This is a genomic window from Butyrivibrio sp. AE3003 (assembly GCF_000686065.1).
GTDB classification, from domain to species: Bacteria; Bacillota; Clostridia; order Lachnospirales; family Lachnospiraceae; genus Butyrivibrio; species Butyrivibrio hungatei_A.
The window spans coordinates 2,251,085-2,275,364 of record NZ_JMLX01000001.1 but is presented as its reverse complement, the minus strand read 5'-3'; the positions used below and the strand labels follow the sequence as shown (position 1 = coordinate 2,275,364).

The 24,280-nt window shown below is 42.8% G+C and carries 21 protein-coding genes; 16 read left to right on the top strand and 5 right to left on the bottom strand.

Going from position 1 to position 24,280, the window contains the following annotated elements:
• Positions 1-40 precede the first annotated feature (40 nt).
• The 3 genes from CD00_RS0110880 (at position 41) to CD00_RS0110870 (ending at position 3,167) form a co-directional block, all read left to right on the top strand.
• Entirely contained in the window at positions 41-769 is a 729-nt protein-coding gene (locus CD00_RS0110880; protein ID WP_026656001.1) for an IspD/TarI family cytidylyltransferase, read from the top strand.
• Positions 769-1,863 (top strand): galactitol-1-phosphate 5-dehydrogenase, encoded by a 1,095-nt coding sequence (locus tag CD00_RS0110875; protein WP_026656000.1) that lies wholly within the window; start codon positions 769-771, stop codon positions 1,861-1,863. The genes CD00_RS0110880 and CD00_RS0110875 overlap by 1 nt, the downstream gene beginning before the upstream one ends.
• 203 nt (positions 1,864-2,066) lie before the next feature.
• On the top strand, positions 2,067-3,167 hold the full coding sequence (locus CD00_RS0110870) for an MFS transporter (RefSeq protein WP_026655999.1): 1,101 nt from the start codon (positions 2,067-2,069) through the stop codon (positions 3,165-3,167).
• A 32-nt stretch (positions 3,168-3,199) separates the two neighbouring features.
• On the opposite strand, the gene CD00_RS0110865 is transcribed toward CD00_RS0110870, so the two are convergent.
• Complete coding sequence (locus CD00_RS0110865; protein ID WP_034462086.1) at positions 3,200-3,844, bottom strand: polysaccharide deacetylase family protein; 645 nt, start codon at positions 3,842-3,844, stop codon at positions 3,200-3,202.
• 106 nt (positions 3,845-3,950) lie between these two features.
• On the opposite strand from CD00_RS0110865, the gene CD00_RS0110860 reads away from it, so the two are divergent.
• The 3 genes from CD00_RS0110860 (at position 3,951) to CD00_RS21490 (ending at position 5,772) form a co-directional block, all read left to right on the top strand.
• Positions 3,951-4,136, top strand: coding sequence for a hypothetical protein (locus CD00_RS0110860; protein ID WP_026655997.1), 186 nt, complete (start codon positions 3,951-3,953; stop codon positions 4,134-4,136).
• 146 nt (positions 4,137-4,282) lie between these two features.
• Positions 4,283-5,167 (top strand): [Fe-Fe] hydrogenase large subunit C-terminal domain-containing protein, encoded by an 885-nt coding sequence (locus tag CD00_RS21495; RefSeq protein ID WP_330370403.1) that lies wholly within the window; start codon positions 4,283-4,285, stop codon positions 5,165-5,167.
• Positions 5,164-5,772 carry a [Fe-Fe] hydrogenase large subunit C-terminal domain-containing protein gene (locus CD00_RS21490; RefSeq protein ID WP_330370402.1) on the top strand — a complete coding sequence of 203 codons (609 nt, stop codon included), beginning with the start codon at positions 5,164-5,166 and terminating at the stop codon, positions 5,770-5,772. The genes CD00_RS21495 and CD00_RS21490 overlap by 4 nt, the downstream gene beginning before the upstream one ends.
• Before the next feature lie 25 nt (positions 5,773-5,797).
• Here the strand turns inward: CD00_RS21490 and CD00_RS18080 are convergent, their stop codons facing one another.
• Both CD00_RS18080 and CD00_RS0110845 read right to left on the bottom strand, forming a co-directional pair.
• The gene (locus CD00_RS18080; protein ID WP_051199005.1) at positions 5,798-6,574 is read right to left on the bottom strand and encodes a hypothetical protein; all 777 of its coding nucleotides are present in this window, start codon (positions 6,572-6,574) and stop codon (positions 5,798-5,800) included.
• 14 nt (positions 6,575-6,588) lie between these two features.
• Positions 6,589-7,251: a DUF4230 domain-containing protein gene (locus CD00_RS0110845; protein WP_026655996.1), complete on the bottom strand. Its 663-nt coding sequence runs from the start codon at positions 7,249-7,251 to the stop codon at positions 6,589-6,591.
• Positions 7,252-7,554: 303 nt separating this feature from the next.
• On the opposite strand from CD00_RS0110845, the gene CD00_RS0110840 reads away from it, so the two are divergent.
• The 8 genes from CD00_RS0110840 (at position 7,555) to CD00_RS20695 (ending at position 18,575) form a co-directional block, all read left to right on the top strand.
• Positions 7,555-8,496, top strand: coding sequence for an AEC family transporter (locus CD00_RS0110840; protein ID WP_026655995.1), 942 nt, complete (start codon positions 7,555-7,557; stop codon positions 8,494-8,496).
• 194 nt (positions 8,497-8,690) lie between these two features.
• The gene (locus CD00_RS19385) at positions 8,691-10,742 is read left to right on the top strand and encodes a methyl-accepting chemotaxis protein (protein WP_026655994.1); all 2,052 of its coding nucleotides are present in this window, start codon (positions 8,691-8,693) and stop codon (positions 10,740-10,742) included.
• 430 nt (positions 10,743-11,172) lie between these two features.
• On the top strand, positions 11,173-11,754 hold the full coding sequence (locus tag CD00_RS0110830; RefSeq protein ID WP_026655993.1) for a flavodoxin family protein: 582 nt from the start codon (positions 11,173-11,175) through the stop codon (positions 11,752-11,754).
• 141 nt (positions 11,755-11,895) lie between these two features.
• Positions 11,896-12,372 (top strand): Cys-tRNA(Pro) deacylase, encoded by a 477-nt coding sequence (gene ybaK, locus CD00_RS0110825; RefSeq protein WP_185750439.1) that lies wholly within the window; start codon positions 11,896-11,898, stop codon positions 12,370-12,372.
• Between the two features lie 63 nt (positions 12,373-12,435).
• The gene (locus CD00_RS0110820) at positions 12,436-12,990 is read left to right on the top strand and encodes a GNAT family N-acetyltransferase (protein WP_026655991.1); all 555 of its coding nucleotides are present in this window, start codon (positions 12,436-12,438) and stop codon (positions 12,988-12,990) included.
• A 666-nt stretch (positions 12,991-13,656) separates the two neighbouring features.
• Positions 13,657-14,535, top strand: a complete 879-nt coding sequence (locus tag CD00_RS0110815) for a hypothetical protein (protein ID WP_026655990.1) — start codon at positions 13,657-13,659, stop codon at positions 14,533-14,535.
• Between the two features lie 1,040 nt (positions 14,536-15,575).
• Entirely contained in the window at positions 15,576-18,356 is a 2,781-nt protein-coding gene (locus CD00_RS21195; RefSeq protein WP_330370401.1) for a carboxylesterase family protein, read from the top strand.
• A gap of 72 nt (positions 18,357-18,428) precedes the next feature.
• The gene (locus CD00_RS20695; RefSeq protein ID WP_185750438.1) at positions 18,429-18,575 is read left to right on the top strand and encodes a hypothetical protein; all 147 of its coding nucleotides are present in this window, start codon (positions 18,429-18,431) and stop codon (positions 18,573-18,575) included.
• Positions 18,576-18,891: 316 nt separating this feature from the next.
• On the opposite strand, the gene CD00_RS0110795 is transcribed toward CD00_RS20695, so the two are convergent.
• A complete protein-coding gene (locus CD00_RS0110795; protein ID WP_026655988.1) occupies positions 18,892-19,290 on the bottom strand; it encodes an RrF2 family transcriptional regulator in 399 nt (132 codons plus the stop codon).
• Between the two features lie 175 nt (positions 19,291-19,465).
• Between CD00_RS0110795 and CD00_RS0110790 the strand changes: the two genes are divergently transcribed.
• A complete protein-coding gene (locus tag CD00_RS0110790) occupies positions 19,466-20,749 on the top strand; it encodes an O-acetylhomoserine aminocarboxypropyltransferase/cysteine synthase family protein (RefSeq protein WP_026513256.1) in 1,284 nt (427 codons plus the stop codon).
• A gap of 151 nt (positions 20,750-20,900) precedes the next feature.
• Here CD00_RS0110790 and CD00_RS0110785 read toward each other — a convergent pair whose 3' ends face one another.
• Positions 20,901-21,806 (bottom strand): LysR family transcriptional regulator, encoded by a 906-nt coding sequence (locus CD00_RS0110785; protein ID WP_026655987.1) that lies wholly within the window; start codon positions 21,804-21,806, stop codon positions 20,901-20,903.
• A gap of 192 nt (positions 21,807-21,998) precedes the next feature.
• Here CD00_RS0110785 and metE point away from each other — a divergent pair, with 192 nt between their 5' ends.
• On the top strand, positions 21,999-24,278 hold the full coding sequence (gene metE / locus CD00_RS0110780; RefSeq protein WP_026655986.1) for a 5-methyltetrahydropteroyltriglutamate--homocysteine S-methyltransferase: 2,280 nt from the start codon (positions 21,999-22,001) through the stop codon (positions 24,276-24,278).
• The last annotated feature ends 2 nt before the right edge of the window (positions 24,279-24,280 follow it).

The following is a 24,280-nucleotide window of genomic DNA, read 5'->3' as shown; positions in this document are numbered from 1 at the left end:
GGCCACTAACATTATATGTAAAAGGGAAGCGGTTTAAATTATGAATTATGCGATTTTTTTGGCCGGGGGGACCGGTACCAGGACTGAATCAGATGTACCAAAGCAGTATGTGCGTGCGGGCGGATATATGATGGCAACTTATGCTATAAAGCCGCTTCTTGAGTGCAAGCACATCGATGGCGTATATGTGGTTGCAGGCGATGATTGGACAAAAGAGATTGTGGCAGATGCCGAGAAGGCCGGTCTTAATGTGAAGAAGATAAAAGGCTTTGCCATGCCGGGGGTAAACAGGCAGGCGTCGATATTAAGCGGAATGACTGCAATTCTTCGCGATATCTCAAAGAAGGAGAATATTGAGGATGTTTCCGACAAGGATACGGTGCTTGTTCATGATGCAGCAAGACCTTTTCTTGATGTGAAACTTTTAAATGACTGCTATGGAGCAATTTCAGGTCATGACGGTGTTATGCCTGTTATTTCCATGAAGGATACTGTCTATCTTAGTGAGAACGGTAAGACGGTCTCAAAGCTTCTTGACAGGCAGAAAGTATATGCAGGCCAGGCGCCTGAGCTTTTTAAATATAAAAAATACTATGAGGCAAATGTGATTCTTTTGCCCGATAAGATCTTTTCCATAAATGGTGCGACGGAACCGGCGATCATTGCGGGAATGGATATTGCGATGATTAACGGAAACGAAGCAAATTTCAAAGTGACAACGGCGTCAGATCTTGACAGGTTTAAGCAGCTTAAGGAGGAAAAGCAGTAATGTCGAAGGCATGGGTACTGCATGACATAGGAGATATAAGGTATGAGGAGGTGGAGATATCTTCTCCCGGCGATAACGAAGTTCTTGTTAAAGTCATGGCTGTTGGAATATGTGGATCGGACGTGCCGCGTGTCTATGAGACCGGGGCGCACAAGATGCCGCTTATTCCGGGGCATGAGTTTTCGGGAGTTGTCGTAAAGACAGGTGCGAATGTTTCTCCTGAGCTTAAAGGAATGCGGACTGCCGTTTCGCCCAAGATTCCATGCAGGAAATGCGAGATGTGCGTGAAGGGAGAGACGGATCTGTGCCTTAACTATGACTATACCGGCTCAAGACGCGACGGTGCCTTTGCGGAATATGTGTGCGTTCCTGTGGATAACCTTATAGAGCTTGTGGATAACATCTCTTTTGAAGAGGGAGCTATGATAGAACCGCTCGCCGTTGCTGCCAATGCGGTGAGAACGGGCTGCGTCGGAATTGATCCTTCAGATTGCGAAGTTAAGATCGCGGTTTGCGGAATGGGAACAATAGGGCTCATGGTTGTTATGCTTTTGATGGATATGGGATTTTCGAATCTCTATGTTATCGGAAACAAGGACAGTCACAGGGAGAAGGCGCTTGATCTTGGAATCGCTTCGGAGCATTACTGCGATGTCAGAACTTCAGACCCTGTCGCATGGCTTAAAGAGAAGACAAGAGGAGTTTCTGTTTATTTTGAGTGCGTCGGAAGTAACGAAAGTATCAGATACGGACTTGAAGCGGGAGCGCCGAAATCCAGACAGGTTCTGGTCGGTAACCCAAGGGGTGATATGTCTTTTTCCAGAAATACTTATTGGGAAATCTTGAGAAAGCAGATGCGTCTTATGGGAATATGGAATTCTTCATATAGAAAAGATGCGGCTGAATGTGGTGTGGATATAGCACAGATTGACGATTGGCACTATGTGCTTAGCAGATTGGAAGCAGGCGGAATCAAGCCTTCTAAGCTTATTACGCACAGACTTTCGTTGGAAGAGCTTGATAAAGGGCTTGACATTATGCGCAATAAGACGGAAGATTATTGCAAGATTATGATCTATCCAAGTGGATTATAAATGAAAAAATTTGGAAGGAGCGAACGAATGTCCTGGAAAACAGTTAATATTCAATTGATGAATGGATGCATTTTTGCTGTTTACGGGGATAGTGCGCTCTTTTTTAGGTGAATTTGCAAAGTTTGAAAGGCTTTAACTGCAAAATGAGAACGTGTTATCTCCGTATTCTTTTTACTTACCAAAAAAGATGAGGAGATTTTTTTATGAATAAATTTAGTATAAAGACAGCAAAAAGACAGATAGGGAAATTGTATTTATTAGACAGTGTGGGAAGTCTCATGATTGCCGGAGCGTCGTGGGTTGCGCTTCTTGCGGCGAGAGGATTTACGACTGCGGAAATCGGCTTGTTCGAGAGTATATTTCATGTTGCAAGTATGATCTTCGAAGTTCCGTCGGGGGCTGTGGCAGATGTGTTCGGAAGGAAGAAGACGATGATCGCGAGCAGCGTAGTGTCTGTACTTGCGGCTCTCATGATGATCTTTTCAAATTCATTTTTATTTATTGCTGTTGCGATGGTTGTGAGTGCGCTCAGTTATAATCTTGCGTCGGGAACCAGAGAAGCACTTGCTTATGACTCGCTGAAAGAGGCGGGGATTGAGGGCGAGTACGATAAGTTTGCATCTAACGATCTTGTCATATATCAGGTCACAAGCTCGCTTGCAAAGATTCTTGCGGGAGCGGCGCTGGCGCTTGGATATAGAAAAGCGTACGCGGTGGATGTTATTGTGGGATTGATCGCGATCGGAATTGCGGCGTCTCTGCGGGAGGTTCGAACTGAACTTAGTGAAGAGAAGAGCGTTAAGAAACGCTTTGCGGAAGTTGCAAGAGAGAGCTTTCTTTTTCTTAAGAATAATTCGAGAGTCAGGCTTATTATTATCTTTAATGCGGCTATAGGAGCGGTTTCGATACTTGTTCTTTTCTTCCTGCAGGCAAGACTTCCCGAGATGGGAATTTCAAATGTGTTTCTTGGTCCGGCACTTTTTGCCATGGGCCTTGGCGCCGCTGTGGGAGCGAAGACTGTCGAGTACATAAAGCCTTCGCGATACAGATATATTGGAGTTATAAGCTTGTTGTGTGTTTGTTTTGCATTCGCAATGGCATTTTCCGGAAACATTATTTTAGCCGTTATCGGTGGATTTGTCGGCGCTTTCGGAGACAATTATATTGAAGTGCGAACCGACGTCATGATCAACAATATGATTCCCTCCGAACAGCGCGCAACACTCATGTCCGTGAACTCCTTCATGTTCTCTGTGGTCATGATAATCCTGTCGCCGATATTTGGCGCGTTGTTTATGCTGTAAGTGAAATGCTTCAATGCATTACAGATTCAATTTCAGCAAAGCGGTTCTCTTGGCTCGGTGTCGTGTATGTTTGAATAGACGATACCGCTGTGCACGGTGGGCTCAACGCCTCCGTCTGTGAAGAGGTCGCTTATATTTACAAATTCATAACCCTGCGCAAGAAGCTCCGGGATAACAATGTCGAGGGCTTTGACGGTTTCAACGTTTCCTGTGTAATCATGCATAAGGATGATCGAGCCGTCACAGGCCTGAGACAATATCTTTTCAGCACGCTCTTTGGCAAGAATGCTGTCTTCCCAGTCTTCGCCGTGAATTCCGCATATAAACGGAAGATCTATGCAGTCGTACATGGTCCGGCTCACATCTATGAACGGAGGTCTGAAAAAACGCGGCTTATATCCGGCAATTCTCTCAAGTTCCTTGTCGGTATATTCAAGCTCTGCACGTACTTCGTCTGCCGTAAATGTCTGCATGTGAGAATGCGTCTTTGAGTGATTGCAGATCTCGCAACCGTGCGCGATGCACTCTCTGACAATCTTTTCCGATTCATCGGTTATGTTGTCCGCAATCAGGAAAAAAGATGCGACAACATTATACTTCTTGAGCTTTTCAAGAACCTGTGGCGTTGTGACGGTGCTCGGGCCGTCATCAAAAGTTAATGCTATTTTCTTACCCATAATTTCTAATCCCCATTTGTAATCGTTGTAAATTTGTAAAAGTAACCAATATCTAATATACCACACTAAAAAAAGATCTTTAAATAATTAGTGTGAGCTAGATTCTATGCATGTAGGCAGCATGCTCAGCTGGTCTTATACCGGATACGCCGCAATCATCATTGCAGCAGTCGGATCAATCATCGCATTCATACTTAAACAAGATGAGCTCAACCGCTATCTATCCTGTACATTTGCTTTCATGATGATAATCAGATATATCACATATTTCATTGCAACAAAGAAAAACTGATTTTGTCGGAAGACGTGCAAATAGACAAAAAAATGAGTAGAATAGTATTAGCAGAAATCACAGCCCGTGTTACGGCAAAAACACGGGATTATCAGTTTGGTAACTAATAGCAGCAGTATCTTAAACAGGGTAGGAGACGGATTATTATGATTACGAACGATAAGGGACTGGTAGGATTTAAACACAAGATCATGGAAGAAGTCTGCAGACTTGCGTGGAGCGATGAACTCGACGAGGAGCACAAAGAGCAGCTTGTTTATAAGCTTGCACCGGGGCCAAAGCCTGTATACAGGTGCTGCGTGTACAAAGAGCGTGAGATCGTGCGCCAGAGAATACGTCTTGCTTGCGGCCTTAGCACAACATACAATGAGGGATCAAAAAATATCGTGCAGGTAATTGACCCGGCATGTGACGAGTGTCCTATTCATGCTTTTTCCGTAACTGATAATTGCCGTTTTTGTATGGGAAAAGCCTGTCTTAACTCATGTAAATTTGATGCGATACATCCCGGAGATGTCAGGATGCACATTGATTCCGCAAAGTGTAAAGAGTGCGGAATGTGCGCAGGTGCCTGCCCGTACGGGGCTATCGTTCATCTCGAGCGCCCATGCTACAAGGCTTGCCCTGTCGGCGCTATCACTTATGATGAGAATGGCTATTGCAAGATTGACGAGAGCAAGTGCATTCAGTGCGGTCATTGTATCCACAGCTGTCCGTTCGGAGCAATCGGCTCCAAGACATTCCTTGTTCAGATAATAGAAGCAATTAAGTCGGGAAAAGAAGTCATAGCAATGTGTGCACCCGCTACCGAAGGGCAGTTTGGCGAAGACATCTCTATGGCTGCCGTTAAAAATGCGCTGATAAAACTTGGCTTTGCAGATATGGTTGAGGTTGGCCTCGGAGGCGATATGACAGCCGCTTATGAGTCAAAAGAGTGGGCCGAAGCCTATGCAGAGGGCAAAAAAATGACGACTTCATGCTGTCCTGCGTTTATCAACATGCTGAAAAAAACACTTCCCCGAGCAGTTTGAAAAACAACATGTCATCAACCGTTTCGCCTATGTGTGCGATTTCAAGGTATCTCAAGGCAACACGTCCGGGATGCGTCACAGTATTTGTCGGACCTTGCATTGCCAAGAAGTCTGAGGCAATTGATGAGAGCGTTCCGGATAATGCAGATTATGTAGTAACCTACGGAGAGCTGCGCGCTCTTATGAGGTCAAAAGATATAGATTTCGAGCCTGTAACAGATGAATATCAGGAATCTTCCATCTGGGGCAAACGTTTTGCGACAAGCGGAGGCGTTGCCAATGCGGTTATCGAGTGCATGAAAGAGAGAGGCGAAGACGTAAGTAATATCAAGCTTCACCGCGTTGCCGGTGGCAATGAGTGTAAAAAAGCTCTCTTACTTCTTAAAGCGGGACGACTTCCCGAGGACTTCATCGAAGGAATGGTATGTCCCGGAGGCTGTGTAGGTGGCCCGTCAAAACACAAGACGGAAGTCGAGATTACAAAGGCAAGAGAATCGCTTCTTTCAAAAGCTGATGACAGAAAAGTATTAGATAATCTCAAGAAATATCCTATGGATAAATTCTCGATGCATAGAGACGGCAAAAAAATAGACCTTCCGGATTAACGGAAGGCCTGTTTATTCAGCAGGTTTATTCAGCGGTGGCTTGTGAGTCTGTGTCATTTTTTATGACAAGTTTGTCAATATTGAGTGCGCTTGACGAAAATACAGTCTTAACGATCCACACAAGAAGCACGAATACAAGCAAAGGAATCACGCATGCCGTTACAATCATTACTGCGAGTGATTCAAGCATGTTCTTTAAGAAATTTGAAACCTTGTCGATCGTGTCGGTGGTTATCGTACTGAGTTCGCTAAGGAGCCCTGAATCGGATTCGCCTTCAAGATTGAGGTCGCTGTATTCTTCAATCGTGGACTCAACCTTTGCTGACTGAGTCTGATAAACTTTGTCGGAAAGCCAGATGCTTGAAGGAACAAGAAGGAATATGACGATTCCAACGATTCCGATTCTTGCGGCCATGTCCGACAAGCTCTTTTTCTTAAGTAATATAGCTCCGCTTAAAAGCAGGCACGCAGCCGGAATAAGCACGGAAAATGAAACATAACCGGTCAGCGTTATCATGAACTTCTCAAGGTACAGAGCACTAAGTATCAAGAGAAAATATGAAGCGAGATCTGCGAGCTGCTCTGAAATGGGTGTACACAGATCGCCCGGAAGGAGTGACAAAGTTGCGGATGCCGCAGCGGCTCCTCCTGAGAGCTTCATGACTGTCGCAATCTTTGCGTCGGTCTGCTCGATTGAATGCTTGTGATTTGCGGGATTAGCCGCTGTAGGAGCAATCTTTGTAAGCGATATAACTGCGATGAGAAGCAGTATTACTATTGTTGTTATCTTTTTTAAATTCATCCGTTTCATCCCCTTTATTTTATTTCAATCTGGTACTTTGATGCCTCGGGTAAGCTGTTTACAAAGTTTTCTATGATGGTCTTTGCCTGTGCATCGGACTTTTCGAGAATCCCGTTTGCCAGCGCTTTTTCTTTTGCGGCAGCTTCGAATTTGGCGAGCGAAGTGTTGTAATCCTCAAGCTTTAAAGGGTTCCACAAAGAGTCTTTTTCCGAATAGATCTTAAAGGTATCTTTGTCGATGTTTACGGAAAAAATCTCAGAGTCGGGAATGTCGATCGTGATAGTCTTTGCGTCGTCATCCTTGCTGATTGCTATCTTCTCGAAGTCGACTCCTGCTGTGACAGCACCGTCATAACTGTATAAAAACTCGGACGAAGAAGTGATGAACTTCATTATTGTTTTTTCTTTGGTATATTTTTCAACCTGAGTGAAGTAATATTCCTGCGTTATGAGAGTTCCCATGTTCGCAATTCCTTCGCGGATCGTCTCGGTATTCACCGTTACGATGACCTTGGCGGGGCTCTTTTTTACAGTGCTTTCCGTTGCGGCTATATCAGCGAGACTTGGCTCGGAGTTAGCGTTTTTCTTGTAATCGGTCAAAAGAACCAGCATAGCGATCACGGCAACCAGGATAACAGCTATGTATAGGTAGTTTTTATTTTTTTTGAAAAAATCCATACGTAAACCTCCGTTATATTGCATCTTCAGCCGATGCGCAGAAAAGTCATGCAAGAAAAAGCATGCGGGCATCTGTTCGCAAAGAGCGGCCAAAAAGAAAATATGCAATTCAATTTTATCATTTAGTGACCAAAAGATACAGTGACAGCAAAATTGTCAGTATTGGGTATAAGGTAATGTGCTTGTGGCTCATCAAAGTTTGAGTTAAAATGATGCGGTTGGAAATTTGAGGTTACCCGGTAAGTGATTGGTAGCTTTGCAAAAATATATGAATATGATAGGAAAAAAGGGAAGTTAAGTAAAATGAGTGCTTTTATAGTAATGCAGCAAATGGGGATGATAGTCATTCTTGTTTCTGTCGGAATTTATCTTTATAAGAAAGGTGTCGTAGACAATACGGTTTCAAAGCAGCTGTCGGTGATTGTCATGGATATATGCAATCCCGCGCTAATACTGGCGTCGATTCTTACGGGAAATGTCGATATAAGTCATCAGGTTCTTTTGGAAGCGGTTATCCTCGGCGTTTTATTTTATGCATTTCTTATGATATTCGGAGCTCTTTTTCCCGCGATACTCGGAGTTGTTAGGGAAAAAAGAAGATTTTACAATCTCATGGTTGTTTATACAAATGTAGGGTTCATCGGAATTCCCGTTGCTAAGGCAATACTTCCGGACAAAGCCATCATCTACGTTATCGTATGCAATATCATGTACAGCCTTCTCTTTTACACCCATGGAATCTCTGTCCTCAGCAATGGAAAAGAGAAGATGAGCTTGAAAAAAGCTATGAGCCCGGGAACTATAATGGCGCTCCTTAGCCTTGTTGTGTGCTGGTTTAAGATTACACCGCCGCCGATCGTGACAAACAGCGTAAGTTATATCGGCAATGCGACGGTCTTTTTGTCTATGACGCTTCTTGGTGTTTCCATAGCAAGATCCGGAGTCAAAAGCGGGTTCAAGGATCTCAGAATCTGGGGATATATTGCTATCAGGATGGTACTTCTCCCTGTGGCTATGTTCTACATATTGAGAGCAATCGGATGTGACGATGTGGCAGTACTTGGATTTTGTCTGATGGCAACAATGCCTGTCGGAAATCTTCCTCTTATTCAGTCTGAAAAGATCGGGGAGGATACGCGGATACTCTCAGGAGCCATCACGGTTACAACAATTGTTTCGATGGTGACGATAACAGTTCTTATGATTCTTTTCACAGGCGCATTGGATATCAGTGCATCATATTGAAATTATCAGGGCGGTTAACATAAAAATGAATAATTTCAAAAATATGATAAGCTGCTAAGGCAGTAAAAATTTAGAAAAAGTTAATGACTTTACGATAAAACATGGAATATTTTTACGTTCAAAAATGTTATGATTATTGTATATTCAGTTACAACATGATACATGCTCTTTCTTTGTAATAAGGAGGCCCGTAGATGAAAAAGATCAACGACTTGAAGATCTATATCAAAATGAGCCTTGTAATAGGTCTTGTGATCATGATTGGACTCGGAAGTATATATGGCATAATAAATTCACGAACCAGATCTATTATGAGAAGACAGACTGAGATAAGGTTATCGGAGATTACTGAAAGCCGCTCGGTTGTTATCGAGAAATATTTTTCAGATCTGCAAAATTATGTTGTGAATTTTGCAAAACTTCCTGCTGTAGTATCTTATATGCAAAATACAAGTGATAAAACTGCAGCGAACAATGTTCAGGAAACTCTTTTGAGCTATACATCCACAAGATCGGATATTGAGAGTATGTATCTTGCTGATGATGCAACGCTTGTTTATGCGCATACCGATCCGTCATTTATAGGTCAGGTCGCAAATGCTGAAATGGCGGGATTTACGGCAAATATCGAAAGCGCAGGAGGTGCAATGTGTGCCGGAATCGTTCTTTCTCCGGCAAGTAACAGTAATGTTGCGATAGTATTTGCAAATGTACATGATGCATCGGGTAAGCCTATAGGCTTCGTCGGAGGTGCAACATATGTAGATGAGCTTCAGAGCACAATTACAGGAATGAGTACACAGGGACTGGATGCAGCTCAGATGTATCTTATCGGAAGCAGTGATATTACTGCGGCAACATACATTTTTGCACCCGATCCCGCGATGCTTGGAGCACCTGTTGAAGATGAAGCTCAGGTTCAAGCTCTTCAGCAGATGGCGGATGTTCCGACAAGCTTTTTTACATATCGTGATAAGACATTGGGACGCTCTATACTGTCATATCGCAATATTCCGAGCGTGGCTGCTACATTCATTGTTACTGATTCGGAAAAAGATTTTTTGAAGGATATCAATTCCCTCAGTAATTTCATTCTTTTCCTTGTAATACTTGTATTCTGCGTTTCGCTTGTAGGAGTTGTTCTGATCTCAAAGGCTATATCAAAGGATATTGAGGGTGTAACGGAGGTAATCACAGATCTCGGAACACTTGATATTACCAAGACTCAGGCACTTGAAAAATACAAAGGAAGAAATGACGAAGTAGGACTTATCGCGGATGCCACCAAGAAACTTTCGAGCGCGGTTGAAAGGACGATCAAATCGCTTCGCCGGCATTCCGGAGATCTTCAGAACGGTTCGGGAAAGCTTCGTGAGAATTCTGAATCAACGCTTGAATCCATCGGACAGGTGGATATCGCGGTTCACGATATTGCCCAGAGTGCGACAGAGCAGTCTGATGAAACAAAGAATGCAACCGATTCTGTAAAAGAAATCGGAGTTATGGTTGAAGAGACCAAAGAAAAGACAATGCAGCTTAAAGAAGCTTCGCAGTCCATGCAGGATTCTTCCAAGAAAGCGGGAGAGATTCTCAAAGAGCTTGGTGAAGTCAATGAAAAGACAAAGACTGCGGTTGATGCGATGTATGAGCAGACTGCACAGACTAGTCATTCAGCAGACCAGATCTCGAAAGCTTCCGAACTTATTGCATCTATCGCTACCCAGACCAATCTTTTGTCCCTTAATGCTTCTATAGAGGCTGCAAGAGCAGGAGATGCCGGAAGAGGATTTGCGGTTGTTGCAGGCGAGATTGGATCCCTTGCTTCACAGACTGCCGATACGACCAAGGAGATTAATGACATTATCCAGCAGCTGATCGATAATTCAAAGAGATCGATAGAAGCTATGGATGAAGTTAAGAAGATAATAGATATGCAGAACGAGTATGTTCAGCAGACGAAAGAAATCTTTGGTTCCGTTGAGGGCGAGATTGCCAATAACCTTGACAGTATCGATGAGATTTCTTCGACGGTACAGAGGCTTGATGATGTCCGCAGCAGCGTTGTAAATGTAGTAGAATCTCTTTCAACCATTGCTGAGACAAATGCGGCAACGACGCAGGAAACAAGCGCATCGACATCTGTTGTAAGCAATATGATGGAAGAAGTATCGACTATCGCTACGCAGATTTCGGATATTGCGGACGGAGTTAAGAAAGATATCGATGTATTCAAGATTTCCGAATGACATTATGAAAAAGATAATATAGAATAGTAATGAGCGGTAGCCAAAGTTCGGTGCCGCTCATTATTATATGGTAGGAAATTCCTACCATACTTTGAAACTACGGTCACTTATCTACGTGCTAACCAAAATTAAAAGCCATGTGTCCAATCCATAGGGTAGTAGTTTGGCAGGGACACAGATAAGATTTGTGAAAAGAAATGGTTTATCTGTGATTTTATGGCATGATATGTGTTGAAACACAGATAATGTTTCATGGGTGGCAAAATTTATCTGTGAGATAATGGCGATTTACAAGCAAAAAGGCGAAATTTCACAGATAACTGAAGCATATATTACTTTTTTGTCTGTAATCGTAAGTTTGATGTGTGACTAAAATGCGAATTTCCCATGTATTTAGTCACTTATTTCATAGGAAGAGGAGGATCACATAATGAAAGTATTACTTATAAACGGTAGCAGAAGAAGCAAAGGATGCACATTTACGGCATTATCGGAGATTGAAAAAGAGCTCAATAAAAGAGACATTGAGACAGAAATCTATAATGCAGGATATAAAGTTTTTAAGGGAGAAGTAGAGCTTGCTGTTCAGGAAGCAACAGAGATAATCAAGGGCGTTGACGGAATCGTCATCGGTTCACCTGTTTATTATGCAAGTCCTACAGGCGAGATTCTTATGTTCCTCGACAGATTGTTCTGGTCAGCGGAAGATTATCTCAGATTCAAGCCGGCCGCAACGATTGCATCTGCAAGAAGAGCGGGAACTACAGCGACTCTTGATGTTCTCAATAAATATCCTCTTTATGCGCAGATGCCTCTTGTTGCATCAAGATACTGGAACATGGTTCACGGCGGAAAGCCGGAGGATGTTATGCGCGATTCAGAGGGACTTCAGATCATGCGCACCCTCGGAAAGAACATGGCATGGGTACTTAAGAGTATCGAAGCCGGCAAGAATGCAGGCGTTGAGCAGCCTGTAGCGGAAGATAAAGTGTTTACAAACTTTATCAGATAAGAGGTTGCGGTGCTTAGAGCAAGCAGCGTGCATGCTGTAGTTTGATGGTGGCCTTTTGCTCGAATAGGTCATAACATAAAAATTCAGCGCGTGCAAAAATAAGTGAGAAGATGACAACAAGTTTAGACTGAGGAAAAGATAATGAAGAACAATGAAAAAACAAATGTAATGAGAGTTTTGGATGGCAAGAAGATTGCCTACGAGAGCCATTCTTATGAGCCCGACCAGTCGCTTACAGGTGCTGAGATTGCGGGAATACTTGGTGAAGATCCTTCAAGAGTTTTTAAGACTCTTGTAACAAGAGGAAAGACCGGGCAGTATTATGTCTTCGTAGTTCCCGTCGAAGCAGAACTTGACCTCAAGAAAGCCGCAAAGGCAGCAGGCGAAAAGTCAGTCGAGATGATCAAGCAGAAAGAGCTCCTTCCGCTCACAGGATACATCCACGGCGGATGTTCGCCCATCGGCATGAAGAAAGCCTTCCCGACTTTTATACACCAAACCGCGAAGGACGGTGAAAAGATATTTGTAAGCGCAGGGAAGGTTGGATGCCAGATTGAACTTGCACCTGACGATCTTATGTCTGTGGTCCGTTGTACACTTGCGGATATTACGGCTTAGCCTGAAGTAAAAGAAGGGTGATGTGTTGAAAAAAGTTTTATAAGGCACGGAGGAGATTTAGAAATGAAGTTTGGACCGATAATTAGGAAAGACAAATTGGGGCGTGAGGTTGTTCTTAGAAATGCGGAGGCATCCGATGGCGAGGCGCTGATTGAATATATGAAGGTGACAACGGCGGAGACACCGTTTCTTATAAGAGAGCCTGAGGAAGTAACACTTACACCGGAGCAGGAAGAGAGCTTCTTGCAGTCCAAGATAGAAGATGATAAAGAGCTTATGCTCGTTGCAACAATTGAAGGCAAGCATATCGGAAACTGTTCACTTATGAGGATGGGAAATTATAAGAGATACAGCCACAGATGTGATATTGCGATTGCGCTTTATAAGGAGTATTGCGGAGCGGGCATAGGAAAGATCATGCTTGAGACAATTCTTGATGTGGCAAAAAAGTGTGGTTATGAGCAGGCGGAACTTGAAGTTATCGCAACCAATGAGGGCGCAATAGCTCTTTATGAGAAACTTGGATTCAAGGAATACGGCCGTTTTCCTGATAATATGAAATATTCCGATGGGACTTATGCCGATGCACTTTGGATGATGAAAAAATTAAATGATTAAACAATTGTGATGAAATTTGAAAAATGGTTATACAAAATAATCATATTTGTAGTATTATTATGAAAAATAAGAAATAAAGAAAGAGCGCTTAGCGTATAGGTGATGAAATGGAAATAAGATAATTTGGTTTTGGTGAACACAGTTTTTTGAAGCGGCTATTGCAGTTTTTTTGTGTGCGCTTAATCCGGATTATCATGCATTTCAAGTGCGGCTGTGCTGCGCTATAAGCCTATTTGTAATAGTGGGTCTGATTGTATGAGTCTATTTTGCGTACGCAGTTAGGCTCTTTTTTTATTTGATAGGAATTCCTATCAAATAAAAAAAAACGCTCCGCTAAGGATGCGACCGATGCGCAGAAGTATTATGCAAGCTAAAGCTTGCGCGCATCGGCGCGCAAAGAGTTGCAAAGCAACTCTTTGTTATTGGATTTAATATAAAAAAAGTATCTGGAATGCTAAAGTCGATAGCATAGTCTGCCGATATATACAGAAAGCAGTAAGTTTAATATTTTTGCTATGGATAGCATCTTTTTCAACGTTCAAAGGAATGGCTGAAGAAGATGCTTTTTATTTTGCCAGAAGGGGGTGATACTGAGACGAAGTTATGCGTAACTGTTGACCGTGCACTTATCCACTCGGTCCTTTCAGGAGAGTGGAGCGACTGTGAATGACTGAAGAGTCGCAGAAAGGAACATATATGTCAAATATGATTACTACCGGAAGTTATTGGTTTAGACAGAGCACATTTGTACAGAGTTCTTATCGTAGCGCAGATCAAAGTCTCGGAGAAGCGGATTTTTTGAGTGCTCTATCCGAGAGCGGCGAACAGAAATCAGATGATGCAACTTGTACTAAAAAGCAGAACGTTTCTGTTCAGAGAGAGTTTACCCGCATTATTTCAGCAAGTGAATTGAAGACAAGTTTTATTGATATGAGGCCTGTAATTCCGCAAGAATCCGTTGATGAATGTAAGCCGGCGGAAGTAAGTGATAACGCCGACAAACCAAGAGAACACGTAACTCCGCTACGTGGTATAGGCTCTATTCCTGTGGGAAACAATACAAGCCATATGGTGATGGCTTCCGAAGTGACAAGGGAAGGCTGCGGCAATCCGATTGTGAGAGTGCATATGGGCGGGCGTGACATTGACGTAAATATCTCGGAAGTCGATCCAAAGAATGCCACCATTATCGAGATGTTCGCATATTGCCAGTACGCAGATGCACATGGCACAGGAACCGGTAGTACCTTTGGAAGTTTCAACGCACTTAAGGGAGTCACGGATCCTCTGGGTGGAAAAGAGTATTCCTCGATGGAGGAGGCCATAAATAAAAAGAGCAATTGGGAAAGCACTATCTCCTCTTCAAGTACAACTCTCACCAAAAAGATGACCGGCGAAGTACTCGATGCCTCCGTCCTTATAAAGATGCTCAAGGAGACAGCTCTTTTACTCGCGACCAAAGGAAAAAATAAAGGGCTGTCAGACCTTACCGATGAGCAGTGGAATAAACTCCTTGGCGACACTGACAGGGCAATAGAAGCTTAAGGGTAAGGACATAGAGAAAATGTGCATTGTACATTTTATGAGAGAACTTTACAGAGAAAGAGTGTATTGAATATTTTATGAGAGAGGTTCACAGAGAGTACAGGTGCATAAGGCTGTATCTCATGTTATTTAGAAGGTTTTGTTATATTTAAGAGTAAAAGTAAGGACTTTTCGTTATGTTTTTGTTTCATCTGTTTGTGGCTATTTATGGAGCGAAAAACGAAAAGTCTTTATTTTTTTGCCTTGAATATCAACGGAGACACCACACTAGAGTTGAATACACCCAATATGTCGCTTTATTACCTGTCAAAATTGGCATTTGTTACGCTGCGTCAAGGAATTGAGGCAAGGAATTGAGGAATTAAGCTGAAATACATGACTCAAAATGAGGGAATAATGATTCTGCTGGCATGGAATCTGATGATCGATTTGTATACATAGAAATAAGTGAAAGTGGGAATGGCTCTACGGGTATAGAATCCGGAAAATGATTTGCTACACGCAAAATGCATAAAACTATAGAGCAATGAGTGACCGATTTTACGGGTATAGAATCCGAAAATTGATATATACACGTAGAAGTAAGCGAATTCCGGACCAATTATACGGGCATAGAATCCGGAAATTGATATATACACGTAGAAGTAAGCGAATTCCGGACCAATTATACGGGCATAGAATCCGGAAATTGATATATTGCACGTAGAAGTAAGCAAATTCCGGACCGATTTTACGGGTATAGAATCCGAAAATTGATATATACACGTAGAAGTAAGCGAATTCCGGACCAATTATACGGGCATAAATTTTGTAATCGAATCTGAGTAACTTGCATCGACTCAATCCTCCGCCTTATACTTGAATTATTTCACTTCGTAATTGATCAAAAGTCATCTTGCCAAGACACTAGATTGTGAAATAAATATTTTACCAAAATCTAAAATATTATGGTATAACTTAAATATAATAATGATATAGGTGATAAAAGTTATTATGCAATTCTTATATCGTTTAATGTTTTTAGAGGAGGTAAAAGGAGGTTGCTTAGATTAACTGAAGTAGAAAACGGCAGGATCAGAGGTGTTGCGGGAGATGATCCGCGTGTAACGGTATTTAAGGGAGTACCTTATGCGGCACCGCCTGTCGGAATGAATAGATGGAAGGCTCCAAAGCCTTGTACTGACTGGGACGGAATCTATGAGGCGAACCAGTTTGCACCAATTCCTTATCAGGACACACCGGGATTAGGTACTGATATTTATTGCAGAGAATGGCATGTCGATCCTGAAATACCGATGAGTGAGGACTGTCTCTATCTTAATATATGGACTCCTGCAAAGAGCAAAGATGAAAAACTTCCTGTACTTGTGTGGTACTACGGAGGCTCTTTCCAGTGGGGGTATACGGCAGAGATGGAGCTTGACGGAGAGGCACTGGCAAAAAGGGGTATTGTCGTTGTCTCTGTAGCATACAGACTTGGCTGTTTTGGAAATCTTGCGCATAAGGAACTTACTGAGGAATCACCCGATGCGCCCGGTAATTTCAGTCTTCTCGATCAGAAGGCGGGACTTCACTGGGTATATAGAAATATTGCGGCATTTGGCGGAGATCCGGATAATATCAAGATCGCCGGCCAGTCTGCAGGCGGAGCGTCGGTAATGAATCAGCTTGTTTGCGAAGACAACAGCAAGATAATAAAAGGCGCCGTTATATTTAGCGGAATTATAAAGCTTGATAAACCCGAGGATAAGCTCTTTACACCAAAGCCGCTTTCAGAGGCGGAAGAGCTTGGCGCAAAGTTTATGGAGACGCTTGGCGTGGATGGAATTGAGGGAGCAAGAAGACTTAATTCAAAAACTATTCTTGAGGGTTATAATAAATATCTTTTGAATAATCCAATGATGGTTCCGATAATGGACGGAGTGTTCTGCAAGCAGAATACCACAGATGCCTTTGTAGAAGGAAAGTATCCCGATGTACCGGTTCTTACGGGAAATACAACGGATGAATTTATAGAAGACAATATAAACATGGTCGAGAAATCTGTAAAAGAGGTTTTGGCCGGAGCTAAGAAAAATAACCCCGACAGAGATTTCTATTACTACAGATTCTGTCCCGATATTCCGGGAGACGGTGCAGGAGATGAGGCATATCCGGGATGTTTTCACTCTGTTGATCTGTGGTTTTTCTTTGAGACTCTGGGAAAGAGCCACAGAGCTTACGAGGGAAGACATTACGATCTGGCGGCGCAGATGTGCGATTATTTCGCCAACTTTGTTAAGACAGGCAATCCTAACGGAACAGGTAAGGGTGGAAAAGAGCTTCCGAACTGGGGAACATACACTTCCGAAAATCCAAACGAGATGGAATTCACATCCCGCGGAGCAGTTCCTAAGAAGGAAGGCGGCATAAGACAGAACACAAGGCGGCAGGGAATCAATCCCTATCTTCCGAACTGGGAGTACATTCCCGATGGCGAGCCCTATGTGTTCGGAGACAGAGTATATGTATACGGATCGCATGATATATACGGCGGCGAGACATTTTGCCTCGGCGATTACGTTTGCTGGTCAGCACCTGTAGATGACCTTGGAAACTGGAAGTATGAGGGCGTAATTTTCAAAAAGACACAGGATCCACTTAATCCTGACGGACATATGTGCCTCTATGCGCCTGATGTTACGGTTGGTCCCGACGGTAGATATTATCTTTACTATGTGCTTGATAAGGTGAGCGTTGTTTCTGTTGCGGTAAGTGACAGACCTGCAGGCCCTTACGAGTTCTACGGGTATGTTCACTATGAAGACGGAGTTAAGCTCGGTGACAAAGAGGGCGATGAGCCTCAGTTCGATCCCGGAGTCATGACGGAAGGCGATGAAGTCTACATGTACACGGGCTTTTGCGGGCAGGGCGATAAGTCAAGGAGCGGAGCGATGTTTACAGTCCTTGATAAGGATATGCTTACGGTCAAAAAAGCTCCGAAGATAATCGCACCCGGCTCTGAATACAGCAAGGGAACATCGTTTGAAGGACACGCGTTCTTTGAAGCATCATCTATAAGAAAGCGCGGAGATATTTACTATTTTGTATATTCATCCGAAGTTATGCACGAGCTTTGCTATGCTACATCAAAGAGCCCCGAAGGACCTTTTGAGTACGGCGGAGTTATCGTAAGTAACTGCGATATGCACATTGATACATACAAGAAAGCGGATGAGCCGACAGCTTACGGCGCCAACAACCACGGAAGTATAGTTGAGATCGGCGGCGATTGGTATATCTTTTACCACAGGCATACAAACGGAACGTGGTTTAGCAGACAGGGATGCGCAGAGAAGATTTCTTTTGCCCAAGACGGAAGTATTCCTCAGGTTGAGCTTACTTCGTGCGGTCTGAACGGCGGACCTCTTTCCGACAAGGGAGAATATCCCGCATACATTGCCTGCAACATCTTTACAAAAGAGCACAAGATGTATGTTGAGCCGGGCGCTCCCAGAGTTGTTCAGGTCGGTGGTGACGAATCATACGGAGAAAGTTATATCAAAGATATTGTTGACGGAACGACAATCGGTTTCAAGTACTTTGACTTCGAAAAGCTTACGGGACTTAGAATTAAGACAAGAGCTTACTTCAACGGAGACTTTGAGATCCTCACAGATCTAGACGGTGAGCCTCTTGGCAAGATTCATGCTATAGGCTCAAATATCTGGACTGCCGATGAATGCAGATTCGGTGCGGTTTCCGGAACGCATGCATTGTATCTTAGATATACAGGTACAGGAAACAGTAGTCTCTTGTCGATAGAGTTCTTGCATGATTGATATAGGAATAGTTTTATATTTACGGTGTAGCATAATTATGTTACACCGTATTTGTATAAAGGAGGTGTTGTTATGAGTGCTGAATTATACGATCAATTTGCAGCGAATAATCGTATTGATCAGGCAATAACCGAAGCAGAGGCTGAGTTTGAATTAACAGGTGAGGCGATAGACGCAAAGACAGCTTTTGATGAATTGGAGAAGAAGTATTTGGGATAAGTATCAAGTCAATGTGTATAAAAGGATATATAGAGATATTGATGGAATCTATTTGGCAGTTACAACTGCCAAAATGGAAATTCATCTATGGAGGAGTAAGCAATATGACAGAATTATTTTCTAAACCCGCTGCAGGAGGAATAATAGAAAGAATATGATTTTCAGCTTTAATAAAACCCGAAGATGCTGACTTCTCTGAACAACGTGAAAGGAAGCATCTTCAGGTTTTATTAAAGTATGAAAATCACTGCGCAGCCGTACACAGCATATTTCCGAATATATACCTTTATGGTCGGGCGTACGGAAAATCTACAAACTAATTGCACAGATCGCTGAGCTTCTTTCCGAAAAAGAAGTTGCGTTCAAGTTCGTAGAATTCTGTCCACATGGATATGGTGTTACACTTGCAGGCACGTGTGCATTCGGGAGCTCCTGTTTCGAGACAGGCTACGGGCGCGATCGTGCCTTCCATAAGTTCTATTATTTCTCCGACACTGTATTCTTCGGGGCTTCTTAAGAGTTTGTAGCCGCCGTGCTTTCCGCTGGCGCCTTCGATAAGACCGCCTTTTACAAGTTCTTTTGCAATAATCTCAAGATACTTCTTGGAGATGTCCTGCCTTGTGGCGATATCCTTGAGAGGGATGTATTCATTTTCTGTGTGCTGCGCAAGATCGATCATAACGCGCAGGGCATAGCGTCCTTTGGTAGTAAACATGTGAACCTCCTATTTATACTGACATTGTACCCCATATTAATGAGATATAACAAAAACTTATTAGTGGCATGCTGATTTAGTTATCATAAAACCTATTGACGTAATAGGTAAATAGGAATAACATTAACACAACATAACACACACGAAAAATAAATGCAAATGAAGGAGATAGATTATGAGTAATTACAGATTTGAAACATTACAGTTACACGTTGGACAGGAACAGCCTGATCCCGCTACAGACGCAAGAGCGGTTCCGATTTATCAGACTACATCATATGTATTTAGAAACAGCCAGCACGCTGCTGACAGATTTGGACTTGCTGATGCAGGTAACATCTACGGAAGACTTACAAATTCCACACAGGATGTATTTGAAAAAAGAATCGCAGCTTTGGAAGGCGGAAGCGCAGCACTTGCAGTTGCATCCGGCGCAGCAGCAATAACATATACAATCCAGGCACTTGCAGCTAACGGAGGACACATAGTAGCACAGAAGACAATCTATGGTGGAAGTTACAACCTCCTTGCACATACACTTCCTCAGTACGGAGTAAGAACAACATTTGTTGACGCACATAACCTTGCAGAGATCGAGGGTGCGATCGAGGAAGATACAAGAGCAATCTACCTTGAGACACTTGGAAATCCCAACAGTGATATTCCTGATATCGACGCAGTTGCAGAGATAGCACACAAGCACGGACTTCCTCTTGTTATCGACAATACATTCGGAACACCTTACCTTATCAGACCTATCGAGCACGGTGCTGACATTGTTGTACATTCAGCAACAAAGTTCATCGGTGGTCACGGAACAACTCTTGGCGGTGTGATCGTTGAGTCAGGTAAGTTCGATTGGAAAAAGAGCGGCAAGTATCCTAACATCGCAGCTCCCAATCCCAGCTACCACGGCGTATCATTCTATGATGCCGTAGGACCTGCTGCATTCGTTACATTTATAAGAGCTATCCTTCTCAGAGATACAGGAGCAACAATTTCTCCGTTTAACGCATTCCTGCTTCTTCAGGGACTTGAGACACTTTCACTTCGTCTCGAGAGACATGCGGAGAACACCAAAAAGGTAGTTGAGTTCCTTTCAAAGCATCCTCAGGTTGAGAAGGTTAACCATCCTTCACTTGCAGATCATCCCGATCACGCTCTCTATGAGAAGTACTTCCCCAACGGCGGAGCTTCAATCTTCACATTTGAGATCAAGGGCGGAAAAGAGGCTGCTTGGAAGTTCATCGATAACCTTGAGATTTTCTCACTTCTTGCAAACGTTGCCGATGTAAAGAGCCTTGTTATTCATCCTGCAACAACAACTCATTCTCAGCTTAACGATGATGAGCTCAAGGATCAGGGAATTTCACAGAGCACAATCAGACTCTCAATCGGTACAGAGCACATCGATGATATCATCGAGGATCTTGAGAAAGGATTTGCTGCTGCAAAGTAATTAAGAGAAACACGGTTTATAGCGTTTTTGCTCATAACATAGCTTCTTCATAACAAACTTTATATATTTATAGTGCCCATTCGCACAGATAAAACAAGTGATAACGAGAGCTCATTTGCCCAAGTTATCACTTATTTTTGTGTCATGTTTTCTATTTCTTTTTCACAAGTTTCTTTATTATCTCGATATAGCTCTGAGTCAGCGGCGATACCCCCACAGAATTTTTGAGGATATATCCGACTTCCATGTAATCATCAACTTTAAGCGGGCGCGCGACAATGTTTGCTCCGTTAAGATTTTCATTTATCACACCGCTACAGATTGTGTATCCGTTAAGACCTATCAGAAGGTTAAAAAGGGTCGCTCTGTCGCAGACAACAAGATCTTTGTCGGAGTCTTGCGTACTGAGTATCTCTTCTGAGAAGTAAAAAGAGTTATGTGTTCCCTGCTCGTAAGATAGCCTTGGGTAAGGTTTTAAATCATCAAGCGTAAGATTTTTTTTCTTGGCAAGAGGAGAATTCTTTCCGATGAACACATGAGGCTTTGCCTTGAATAACGGAGTAAAAGACAAGTCATTATCGCGAAGTTCTTTTTTTATGACCGTCTCGTTGAACTTATTCATATACAACACGCCTATCTCGCTTCTAAGGCGCGCGACGTCCTCGATGATGTCGTAGGTCTGGGTTTCCCTCATGTGAAACTCATACTTTTCACCGCCGTGTTTTTTTAACAGCTCGACAAATGCTTCAACGACAAAAGAGTAGTGCTGGGAAGAGATGTAGAACTTTGTCTTTCCGACAGGCTTTCCCGTGTATCGTTCTTCGATAAGATTTGCCTGCTCAAGAAGCTGACGGGCGTAGCCAAGAAACTCGGTTCCTTCGGTGGTTATACTGATTCCCCTCTTTGTTCTGTTGAAGATTGTTATTTTATATTCTTTTTCAATTTCCTGAATAGCGCTGGTAAGACTTGGCTGGGCGATAAAGAGCTTTTTGGCAGCTTCTGTGATGTTGCCTGTTTCAGCCACGGTTACCACGTAATTTAATTGTTTTAGTGTCATGAAGTAAGTATATCATCTATTATAGGTTAAATCTATGATATAAGGTATAAAAAACATATTTTACCTATGGATAAAAACTGGTTATACTTCTATTTACCACAGTGAAACAGGCGCAGTGTGCCGAAGAACAAGAGATAAAGAACAATGCTTATTGGCGTTGCATAAATACACATTTATAAGAGAGGAAAGCGTATGAGAACAGCGGTTATCGGATACCCAAGAGTGGGAAAAGACAGAGAACTTAAATTTGCATCTGAGAAATACTTTAAGAATGAAATAGACGAAAAAGAGCTCAAAACTACAGCACTAAAATTAAGAAAAGAGAACTTGGAGCTTCAGAAAGCAAGCGGAATAGATTTTATTTCTGTAAACGATTTTTCTTTTTATGACAATATGCTTGATGTTGCTGTGCTTTTCAATATCATACCGGACAGATACAGAGAGCTCGGACTTTCTGATATAGATACTTTTTTTGCCATGGCCAGGGGCTATCAGGGAGAAAAGGGAAACGTCAAAGCATTTGCAATGAAGAAGTGGTTTAACACAAACTATCACTACCTTGTTCCTGAGATTGACGACAACACGCAGATCAAGCTCGTCGGAACAAAGCCTTTTGACGAGTTCAAGGAGGCATCTGAGTATGCAGATAATCTTAAGGTCAGCATTATCGGACCTTTTACATTTTTGAAGCTTGCAAGATTTACAGGAAAAAAGAACATTTCAGATTTTGAGCAGGTTCTTGCAAAAGAGTATGTGACATATCTTTCAAAGCTTGGAGAGATCGGCGCAAAGTGGGCTGAGTTTGACGAGCCTTATCTTGTGAGAGATCTTTCGCTTGATGACATTAAGCTTTTCGAGAGACTGTATCGTAGTATTCTTGCCGGAAAGGGAAACACCAAGGTTCTTCTTCAGACATACTTCGGAGATGTGCGAGATATTTACAACTTACTTACACAGCTTGATTTTGATGCGGTTGGTCTGGATTTCATTGAGGGGAAAGAATCTCTTGAGCTTGTCAAAAAGAACGGCTTCCCTGCAGATAAGCTCCTTTTTGCGGGAGTGGTTAACGGCAAAAATATCTGGAAGAATAATTACGGTAAGTCTCTTGAAATAATAAGAAAGCTTCAAGGTGTTACAGGTGCGGACAACATTGTTGTAAATACATCCTGTTCGCTTCTTCATGTGCCGTACACACTTGAGAGTGAGCACAAGATTTCCGATGAGTACAAGAAGCATTTCGCGTTCGCAAAAGAGAAATTGTCAGAGCTTAAGGATATAGCGGAGCTTGCGGATGAGAAGGATGTAAAGAAGGTATCAGCCTCTGTAAAGTTTGCGGCAAACGCAGAGCTTTTTAAGAACAGAGTTGATAGCGTAGATGAGGCGGTAAGAGAGAGAGTTTCAAATATAAAAGAGAGCGACTACGAGAGAAGTCCTGAGTTTAATGAGAGAGAAAAGATACAAAAAGATAAATTGAAACTCCCTCTTTTCCCTACTACTACAATAGGTTCGTTCCCTCAGACTACGGATGTAAGAAGGAACAGACAGGACTACAGAAAAGGAAATATCAGCAAAGAACAGTATATTGCCTTTAACAAAGAGAAGATCAAAAAGTGTATAGAGTTCCAGGAGGAGATAGGGCTCGACGTACTTGTTCACGGTGAATACGAAAGAAATGACATGGTCGAGTATTTCGGAGAGCACCTCTCGGGATACGTGTTCACTGAGAAGGCGTGGGTTCAGTCCTACGGTACAAGATGCGTTAAACCTCCGATCATCTGGGGCGACGTATCAAGAAAGAGCCCTATCACCGTAGAGTGGTCAAAATACGCAAAGAGCTGCTCAAATAAGCCTATGAAGGGAATGCTCACAGGCCCCGTTACAATCCTTAACTGGTCTTTCCCCAGAGAAGACATTTCGATTAAGGAGAGCATTTTGCAGCTTGCGCTTGCGATAAGAGATGAGGTCCTCGATCTTGAGAAAGCGGGAATAGAGATCATCCAGATCGATGAGGCGGCGCTTAGGGAAAAGCTCCCTCTTAGAAAGTCAGACTGGTACAGCGAGTATCTTGATTTTGCGATTCCTGCATTCAGACTTGTGCACAGCGGAGTAAAGCCTGAAACTCAGATTCACACTCATATGTGCTACAGCGAGTTTACGGATATCATTCCTGTGATCGATGCGATGGATGCGGACGTTATTACTTTTGAGGCTTCAAGATCCGATCTTCAGATTCTTGATTCATTAAAGGCTAATAACTTTAAGACGGAAGTAGGTCCCGGTGTCTATGACATTCACAGTCCCCGTGTTCCTTCCGTTCAGGAGATTGTGGATGCACTTGGTAAGATGCGCGGCAGGATCGATGACCACAAACTCTGGGTAAACCCCGACTGCGGACTTAAGACAAGGGGAATTCCCGAGACCAAAGAGAGTCTTATAAATCTTGTTAAGGCAGCAAAGACAGTGAGAGGATAAGT

Bases quoted from the DNA above. Each gene is read 5' to 3' on its own strand.
- CD00_RS0110785 (WP_026655987.1), bottom strand. From the start codon at position 21,806: ATGACACTAAAACAATTAAATTACGTGGTAACCGTGGCTGAAACAGGC.
- CD00_RS18080 (WP_051199005.1), bottom strand. From the start codon at position 6,574: ATGAATTTAAAAAAGATAACAACAATAGTAATACTGCTTCTCATCGCA.
- CD00_RS19385 (WP_026655994.1), top strand. From the start codon at position 8,691: ATGAAAAAGATCAACGACTTGAAGATCTATATCAAAATGAGCCTTGTA.
- CD00_RS0110815 (WP_026655990.1), top strand. From the start codon at position 13,657: ATGACTGAAGAGTCGCAGAAAGGAACATATATGTCAAATATGATTACT.
- ybaK (WP_185750439.1), top strand. From the start codon at position 11,896: ATGAAGAACAATGAAAAAACAAATGTAATGAGAGTTTTGGATGGCAAG.
- CD00_RS0110820 (WP_026655991.1), top strand. From the start codon at position 12,436: ATGAAGTTTGGACCGATAATTAGGAAAGACAAATTGGGGCGTGAGGTT.
- CD00_RS0110795 (WP_026655988.1), bottom strand. From the start codon at position 19,290: ATGTTTACTACCAAAGGACGCTATGCCCTGCGCGTTATGATCGATCTT.
- CD00_RS0110790 (WP_026513256.1), top strand. From the start codon at position 19,466: ATGAGTAATTACAGATTTGAAACATTACAGTTACACGTTGGACAGGAA.
- CD00_RS0110845 (WP_026655996.1), bottom strand. From the start codon at position 7,251: ATGGATTTTTTCAAAAAAAATAAAAACTACCTATACATAGCTGTTATC.
- CD00_RS0110840 (WP_026655995.1), top strand. From the start codon at position 7,555: ATGAGTGCTTTTATAGTAATGCAGCAAATGGGGATGATAGTCATTCTT.
- CD00_RS0110830 (WP_026655993.1), top strand. From the start codon at position 11,173: ATGAAAGTATTACTTATAAACGGTAGCAGAAGAAGCAAAGGATGCACA.
- CD00_RS20695 (WP_185750438.1), top strand. From the start codon at position 18,429: ATGAGTGCTGAATTATACGATCAATTTGCAGCGAATAATCGTATTGAT.
- metE (WP_026655986.1), top strand. From the start codon at position 21,999: ATGAGAACAGCGGTTATCGGATACCCAAGAGTGGGAAAAGACAGAGAA.
- CD00_RS0110865 (WP_034462086.1), bottom strand. From the start codon at position 3,844: ATGGGTAAGAAAATAGCATTAACTTTTGATGACGGCCCGAGCACCGTC.
- CD00_RS0110880 (WP_026656001.1), top strand. From the start codon at position 41: ATGAATTATGCGATTTTTTTGGCCGGGGGGACCGGTACCAGGACTGAA.
- CD00_RS0110875 (WP_026656000.1), top strand. From the start codon at position 769: ATGTCGAAGGCATGGGTACTGCATGACATAGGAGATATAAGGTATGAG.
- CD00_RS0110870 (WP_026655999.1), top strand. From the start codon at position 2,067: ATGAATAAATTTAGTATAAAGACAGCAAAAAGACAGATAGGGAAATTG.
- CD00_RS21495 (WP_330370403.1), top strand. From the start codon at position 4,283: ATGATTACGAACGATAAGGGACTGGTAGGATTTAAACACAAGATCATG.
- CD00_RS0110860 (WP_026655997.1), top strand. From the start codon at position 3,951: ATGCATGTAGGCAGCATGCTCAGCTGGTCTTATACCGGATACGCCGCA.